We start from the raw sequence: 7,247 nt of genomic DNA on the forward strand, positions 1-7,247 counted from the left end.
TTCTGCTTGAGCGGTGCGGCGATGATGCTGGCAATGGTGCGGCGCGGGTTGAGCGAGGACATCGGATCTTGAAAAATCATCTGAAGGTTGCGGCGCAGCGGCCGCAGCTCCGCTTCCGGCAGATGGGTGATGTCGCGACCGTCGAAAGTGACGCTGCCGGCGTTGGGCTCCAGCAGGCGCACCAAGGCGCGGCCGAGCGTCGACTTGCCGGAACCGGATTCGCCGACAATGCCGGTCACCGAGCCCTTGGGCAGGTCGAAATCCAGGCCCTTCAGGATTTCGACCAATGGCGCGCGGCCGATCAGTGGCTTGCGCGTCATGTCGGGCAGCGCGACCTTCAGCCCGCGCACGGAGAACAACGGTTCAACCATGCGGCCGCCTCCAGGCTTGGTCTGCGGCAGCAATCTCTGAAGCAAGCCCGGCTAGCACCGCCTCGTCCACCGGCTTCAGCGAGGCGAAAGGATCGGTGTAGCGTGGCGTCGCCGCCATCAGCGCTCGCGTGTAGGGGTGCTGCGGTGCTGCGAAGAGGGCCGCCGTGTCGGCCTCCTCCACCACCTTGCCGGCATAAAGCACCGAGACCCTCTGGCTGATCTTGGCGACGACGCCGAGATCATGGGTGACGAACAGGATCGCCGTGCCATGCTCGAGCTGCAACTGCACGATCAGCCGCAGGATTTGTTTTTGCACGGTCACATCAAGCGCCGTGGTCGGCTCGTCGGCGACGATCAGCCTTGGCTCCGCGGCGAAGGCGGCAGCGATCAGCACGCGCTGGCGCATGCCGCCGGAAAGTTCGTGCGGATAGCTCTTCAGCACGCGGTCGGGATCGCGGATTTGCACCTCGTCCAGCAATTGCCGGATGCGGGTATCGGCCTTCTCGCCACTCCAGCCGAGGATGCGCACCAGCCGGTCGGTCATCTGCGAGCCGATGCGCCGCGACGGGTTGAGCGCGGTCAGCGGGTCCTGCGGGATCAGCGCCGTGCGCGCCCCGATCAGCGTGCGTCGTGCCTTGGGTTGCAATTTGCCGAGGTCTTCACCCTCGAGCAGCATGTCGCCTTCGACAATGCGCACGCTCGACGGCAGCACACCGAGCACCGCCTTGCCGATCATCGTCTTGCCAGCGCCGCTCTCGCCGACCAGCGCGCGCACTTCGCCGGGCTGAACGGAGAGCGACACCGAGCGCAGCACGCGCTGGCCGTTGGGCAGCACCGCACTCAGATCCCTGATGTCGAGGCAGGCGCTCATCGCAGCACCGGATCGAAACGCGTCTTCAGCGCCTCGCCGAACTGGCTGAACGACAGCACGGTCAGGATCAGCGTGATCAGCGGAAACACCAGCACCCACCAGGCCTGATGGATCGACAGCCGGCCCTCGGCGATGATGCCGCCCCAGGTCGGATCGTCGGTCGAGATCGACAGATTGACGAAGGACAGGATCGCCTCGACGATGACGGCGATGCCCATTTCCAGCGACAGCAGCGCGACGATCGACGGCACCACATTGGGCAGCACTTCGCGCAGCATGATGCCGATGCGGCCGTAGCCGGCAATGCGGGCATTCTCGACATAGTCCATGCGCGACTGACCCATCGTCTCGGCACGGATCACCCGGCAGAAACGCGTCCAGTCGATGATGGCGATGGCCAGGATGACGGAACTCAAGCCCGTGCCGAGCACCGCCACCAGCAATATGGCAAACAGCACCGGCGGAAACGCCATCCAGACATCGACGATGCGCGAGATGATGCGGTCGGCCCAACCGCCGAAATAGCCTGCGATCAGGCCTAGCGTCGAACCGACCACGCAGGCGGCGATGGCTGCGGCGAATGCGACGATGAAGGCGATGCGGCCGCCGAAGATCAGCCTCGACAACAGATCGCGGCCGAGGCTGTCGGTGCCGAGCCAATAGCCGGGTTCGGCTCCATTCATCCAGAATGGCGGCAGTCGTTCCAGCATCAAATCCTGTGCCAGCGGATCCTGGGGCGCGACAAGCGGACCGAAGATCGCGGCCAACAGCGCCAGCAGCAGCCAGCCGCCGGCCAGCCACAGGCGTGGCGACACACCTCGCCTTCGAGCACGGCCCTCATCCATGGCGCAGCCTCGGATTGAGCAGCGCATACATCATGTCGACGCTGAGGTTGATCAGCACGAACAGCAGCGCGAAGACCAGCACGATGCCTTGAATCAAAGGCAGGTCGCGGTTGATGACCGCGTCAATCGCCATATTGCCGAGGCCCTCATAGGAGAACAGCCGTTCGACGATGACGGTGCCGCCGATCAGGAAGGTGAACTGCACGCCGACCAGCGTCAGCGTCGGCAGCGCGGCATTCTTCAGCGCCTCGCGCAGGATGACCTGCGTTTCCGAAAACCCCTTGACCCGCGCCAGCACGACATAGTCGAGGTCGAGCACTTCCTTCAGCGACTGTTTCAGCAGCTGCGAGATGATTGCTGCCAGCGGCAGCGCCAGCGCCACGGCCGGCATCAGCATGTGCTTCAGCAGATCCCAGGTGAGGTCGAGGCGCAGGCGCAACAGGCTCTCGAACAGATAGAACTGGGTCACGAAGGGCAGGTCCAGTTGCGGCGACACCCGCCCGGAAATGTCGAAGATCGGCACCAGCACGCCGAACAGCAGGATCAGCACCAGGCCCCACAGGAAATCGGGAATCGAAAGCGCCGCGCCGCTGGCGATGTCGATGCCGGTCTCGACCGCCGTGCCGCGTTCGCGCGCGCCGATGATCGCCGTCGTGCCGCCGATCGCCACCGCCATCACAAGTGCGACGATGGCGAGTTCCAGCGTCGCCGGCAGCCGGTTGAAGACGAGGCCCAGCACATCCTGCCGCAGCGAAATCGAAGTGCCGAAATCGCCCCGGGCCACGCCCGACAGCCAGATGAAGAATTGCTGGACGATGGTCTTGTCGAGGCCGTAGAGCGCGCGCAGCCGGGCAATGTCGGCATCCGTCGCGCCGGGCGGCAGCATCATGGCGATCGGATCGCCGGGCGCGACGCGGATCACGACAAAGACGACGACGGCCACGCCGAACAGCGTGATCAGCATCGTCAGAAGGCGGATCAGGAATCGTTGCAGGAGCATGTAAATCTTTGCAGGAGCTCGTTGGCTCGTATGCCGGATAGAAATGCGCGCCGTCGCTATGGACGGCGCGCGGCAATTCCAGGCCGATGTCAGGCCGGGGTCATCAGGGCCGGCAGCAGCGCGCCGGACACATGCTGCACCACATTGACGCCCTTGGCATGCACGATCGGCTGCGCATACTGGATCAGCGGCAGCACATAGGCCTGCTCGGCGATGTATTTGTCGACAGCCTTCCAGCCGGCGATGCGCTTGGCCTCGTCCTTTTCGCCCCACAGCGGGTTGATCATGTCGATCAGATCCTGGCTGTCCCACACCGAATGCGGGCTCGGGCCATACATGGCAAAGCCGGTCGAGGTGGTCGGATCGCCGATGGCATTGCCCCAATTGTAGAAGGCGGCCGGCGCAAGCTTGTCGGCGGCGCGCAGTTCGTAGTGCTTGGCGATCTCGTAGACCTCGATCGTCGCCTCGATGCCGACCTTGCGCCACATGCCGACGATCGCCTGGATCATCTCATAGTCCTTGGGCTTGAAGCCCTTGGTCGTCTGGATGGTGAACTTGACCGGCTTTTCCGGCGAATAGCCGGAAGCGGCGAGCAATTCCTTGGCCTTTTCCGGATTGTGCTCGACCTTGATCGACGCGTCGTAGGATGCGTATTCCGGCGTTTCCAGCGTATCGATCGGCTGCCCGTAGCCGCGCAGCAGGCGATCGACCAGCAGCTTCTTGTCGACGGCCATCACGGCGGCCTGGCGGACGTTCTTGTCCAGCATCGCCTCGATGTCGTTGAAGAAGATCATGCCGATGTCGGAAACGTTCTTGCACGAGCCGGCAAGCCCGTCCTTGGCGATCAGCCGGTCATACTCCTCATAGGGAATTTCGAGCGTCACCTGCGAGGAGCCGGATTCGATCTCGGCGACGCGGCTTGCCGCGTCGGCGACGAACTTGATCGTCACATTCTCGAAGGCCGGCTTGCCGCCCCAATAGTTCGGATTGGCCTTGAGCCGCAGGAAGGCGTTGCGCTCGAACTTTTCCACCATGTAGGGGCCGGTGCCGATCGGCGCCTTCTCGAAACCTTCGGCGCCGACCTTCTCGTAGTAGGCCTTCGGCATGATGTAGCCGGTCAGGAACGACATCCATTTGAAATAGACCGGGTCGAACTGCACGACGTCGCCCGTGATTTTGTTGCCGTCGATCTTGAAGTTGTTGACGTTCTTCCAGACGAACTGGATCGGGTTGCCGGTCTTTTCGTCGCCTGCCCGCTGCAGCGACCAGACGACGTCCTCGGCCGTGAACGGCGAGCCGTCATGCCAGGTCACGCCTTCGCGCACCGTCATCATGATCTTGGTGCGGTCGTCGTTCCAGCCCCATTCGGTGAGCAGGCCAGGCGCGAAGGACAAATCGGGCTTCTGCGGGATGAACTGGTCGAACACCGACTGGTAAAGCCCCTGGATGGTCGGGTTGACGGCCGACGGGCCGGTGGTCGGATCCCAGGATGGCAGGTTGACGTTGTAGGCGATGGTCAGTTCGCCGGCCGCTGCCTTGGCGATCTGCGGCAGGCCGACGGCGGCCGCCCCGAGTGCCGCGGCGCTGTATCCCAGCAATTCACGTCTGTTGATTGTCATGGTCGTTCCCCTTGTTGGTTTTGTTTCTGCGCGGCGTCTTCAGGTCATTGGTTCAGGCTTCTTGGGCAGCAGCGCCTTGCCCCTTGCAGCCTCAAGGAAATCCTCGGCTCCTACCTCCCGCCAAGCTGTTGTGCGAGCATGAAGCCCGACGCCGCACCGGTGCCGGCGCCCGGCCATGTCGCGGCTCCAGTGAGGTGCAGATGCGCCACCGGCGTGTTCCAGCCGGCATAGCCGCGCGCTGGGCGGAACAGGAAGTTCTGCGCCAGATGATGGCTGCCGCAGACCTGGTCGCCGCCGATGAGGTTCGGGTTTTCACGCTCGAGATCGATAGGCGAGAACACCGCTCGACCCAGGATCTTGTTTCGCAGGCCGGGTGCGTAGGTCTCGATGATGTCGAGGACGCGGTCGGCGTAGACGTCCTTCACCTTGTCCCAATGGTCCGATGCGATCTTGCCGGCGGCATCGCCTGTGATTTCGGCGGGCAGCATGCGCACCTGCACCCACAGCACATGCTTTCCCTGAGGCGCCCGCGACGGGTCGATCGCCGTCGGCTGGCCGACGACCAGCACCGGCTCGTCCGGCAGCATGCCCGCCATCGCCTGCTGATAGGTACGCGACATGGCGTCGAGCGAGGGCGACAGATGCACATAGGCAAACTGCCGAAGCTCCGCTCCGGCGCGCCAATCGGGTAGATCGTCCAGCGCCAGATGGATCATCATCGTGCCCGGTGCGTGGCGGAACTTTTGCATCGCCGAGTCGAAGCCGGCGTCGCCGGAACCATTGGGCAGCAGCTTGCCAGTCAGCGCCTTGGGCGCAACGCCGGCAATGACTGCCCTTGTGGCGGTATGGGTCTCACCGGAAGCAAGCCGCACGCCGGTCGCCCTGCCGGCGGAAACCGTGATCTCGGCCACTTCGGCGCCGGTGACGATCTTGCCTCCAGCAGATGTGACCATGCCCGACAGCGCCTTAATGATGGTGTCGGCGCCGCCTTTGCCCAGCACCATGCCGAAACTCTGGTTGGCCATCGATTCCAGATAGGGGAAGACGGCACCGCCGGCGATGTCGGGCGCGAAGTCGAGATGCATGCCCCAGGTGGCGAGCGTTGCCCTGATATGCGGCGACTCGAAATTCTCCTCCAGCCAGGCGCGGGGCGAGGACAACAGCAGCCGGCCCGTATCGAGCGCCCCGGACATGCCCTTCTTGCGCCACAGGTTCCACGCCGTGCCGGCAAGCGCGCGGGCACTCATCGGCGAACCCAGCAGCCGGAACAGATGCTCGGCCTCCGCCGGGAAGGCGGCGACCAGCCTGCGCCATGTGGCGGCGTCGGCAGCGGAGAAGGCGGCGATGCGCGCGGCGGTCTTTTCCAGATCGTTGCTGACGCCGAACCAGCGTCCGTCGGGGAAGGCGCTGGCGAAACAGTCGGCGACGGGGGCGAACTCCAGCCCCTGCGCTTTCAATTCATTTGCATATTTCCGGTGGAAGCCCGAGCCGGCGAAGAGGCTCAGATTCATCGCACCGAAATCATGGCGGAAGCCGGGAAGGGTGAATTCGCGCGTCTGGACGGCGCCGCCGATTGTTGCACTGCCCTCGAAAATCCCGGTTTTCCAGCCTTTGAGCGCCAAATGCGCGGCGCATGCCAGACTGTTGTGGCCGGCCCCGACAAAGATGGCGTCGAACTCGCTCACGCCTCGTCCCCATTTCCTTTATGCTTAAAGATAATTGCAGATGCATATGTTTTCGTCTAGTAGGATATTAAGGGCCGAGACGAGCCTTGATCATCACACGAAAGAGGGAACTTCAAACCATGGACACGCAAAAACTCCTCGGCGAAGTCGCCAGCCAGCTTCTTTCAGGCGCCATCAAGGTGGTCGACCTGTCGGCGCCGCTCGGGCCGGATACGCCGTTGATCAAGCTGCCGCCGGAACTCGCCGTCGACACGCCGAAGGTCGAGATCCACAATATCTCCCGTTACGACAAGAACGGTCCGTGGTGGGCCTGGAACTGGCTGAAGCTCGGCGAGCATTCCGGCACGCATTTCGACGCGCCGCAGCACTGGATCTCCGGCAAGGATTATCCGGACGGCGCCACCGACACCATTCCGGCGCAGAATTTCGTCGGCCCGGTCAATGTCATCGACTGTTCGAAGGAAGCCGCCGCCGACCACGATTTCCTGCTCACCGTCGACCACATCAAGGCTTGGGAAGCCGAGCATGGCGCGATCAATGCCGGCGAATGGGTGGTGATGCGCACCGACTGGTACAAGCGCAACGGCTCGGAAGCCGAGTTCCTCAACGCCAACGAGACCGGCCCGCACACGCCCGGCCCGACGGCCGAAGCCATCCAGTTCCTGATCAGCAAGGACATCAAGGGCTGGGGCTCGGAGACGATCGGCACGGATGCCGGCAAGGCCGGCGGCATGGAGCCGCCATTCCCGGCGCACACGCTGATGCACAAGGCCAACCGCTACGGTCTCGCCAGCCTCTGCAATCTCGACCAGCTGCCGCCGAAGGGCGCCATCCTGATCGCGGCGCCGCTCAAGAT

The 7,247-nt window shown here is 63.9% G+C and carries 7 protein-coding genes; 1 reads left to right on the forward strand and 6 read right to left on the reverse strand.

The features are described from left to right. The 6 genes from EN749_RS26600 to EN749_RS26625 all read right to left on the reverse strand — a co-directional run. A partial coding sequence (locus EN749_RS26600; RefSeq protein WP_128364288.1) for an ATP-binding cassette domain-containing protein occupies positions 1-371 on the reverse strand: 371 nt, incomplete at its 3' end. After that, the gene (locus EN749_RS26605) at positions 364-1,242 is read right to left on the reverse strand and encodes an ABC transporter ATP-binding protein (RefSeq protein ID WP_128287530.1); all 879 of its coding nucleotides are present in this window, start codon (positions 1,240-1,242) and stop codon (positions 364-366) included. The genes EN749_RS26600 and EN749_RS26605, both read right to left, overlap by 8 nt. Further along, on the reverse strand, positions 1,239-2,087 hold the full coding sequence (locus EN749_RS26610; protein ID WP_127808061.1) for an ABC transporter permease: 849 nt from the start codon (positions 2,085-2,087) through the stop codon (positions 1,239-1,241). The genes EN749_RS26605 and EN749_RS26610 overlap by 4 nt, the downstream gene beginning before the upstream one ends. Then, complete coding sequence (locus tag EN749_RS26615; protein ID WP_128364289.1) at positions 2,080-3,087, reverse strand: ABC transporter permease; 1,008 nt, start codon at positions 3,085-3,087, stop codon at positions 2,080-2,082. The genes EN749_RS26610 and EN749_RS26615 overlap by 8 nt, the downstream gene beginning before the upstream one ends. Before the next feature lie 89 nt (positions 3,088-3,176). Further along, positions 3,177-4,706: an ABC transporter substrate-binding protein gene (locus EN749_RS26620; RefSeq protein ID WP_128364290.1), complete on the reverse strand. Its 1,530-nt coding sequence runs from the start codon at positions 4,704-4,706 to the stop codon at positions 3,177-3,179. Between the two features lie 110 nt (positions 4,707-4,816). After that, positions 4,817-6,391, reverse strand: coding sequence for an NAD(P)/FAD-dependent oxidoreductase (locus EN749_RS26625; RefSeq protein ID WP_128364291.1), 1,575 nt, complete (start codon positions 6,389-6,391; stop codon positions 4,817-4,819). A gap of 119 nt (positions 6,392-6,510) precedes the next feature. On the opposite strand from EN749_RS26625, the gene EN749_RS26630 reads away from it, so the two are divergent. Continuing rightward, the coding region (locus tag EN749_RS26630; RefSeq protein ID WP_145991013.1) for a cyclase family protein at positions 6,511-7,247 on the forward strand (737 nt) is incomplete at its 3' end.

This window comes from Mesorhizobium sp. M7A.F.Ca.ET.027.02.1.1 (assembly GCF_004022985.1).
GTDB lineage: Bacteria > Pseudomonadota > Alphaproteobacteria > Rhizobiales > Rhizobiaceae > Mesorhizobium.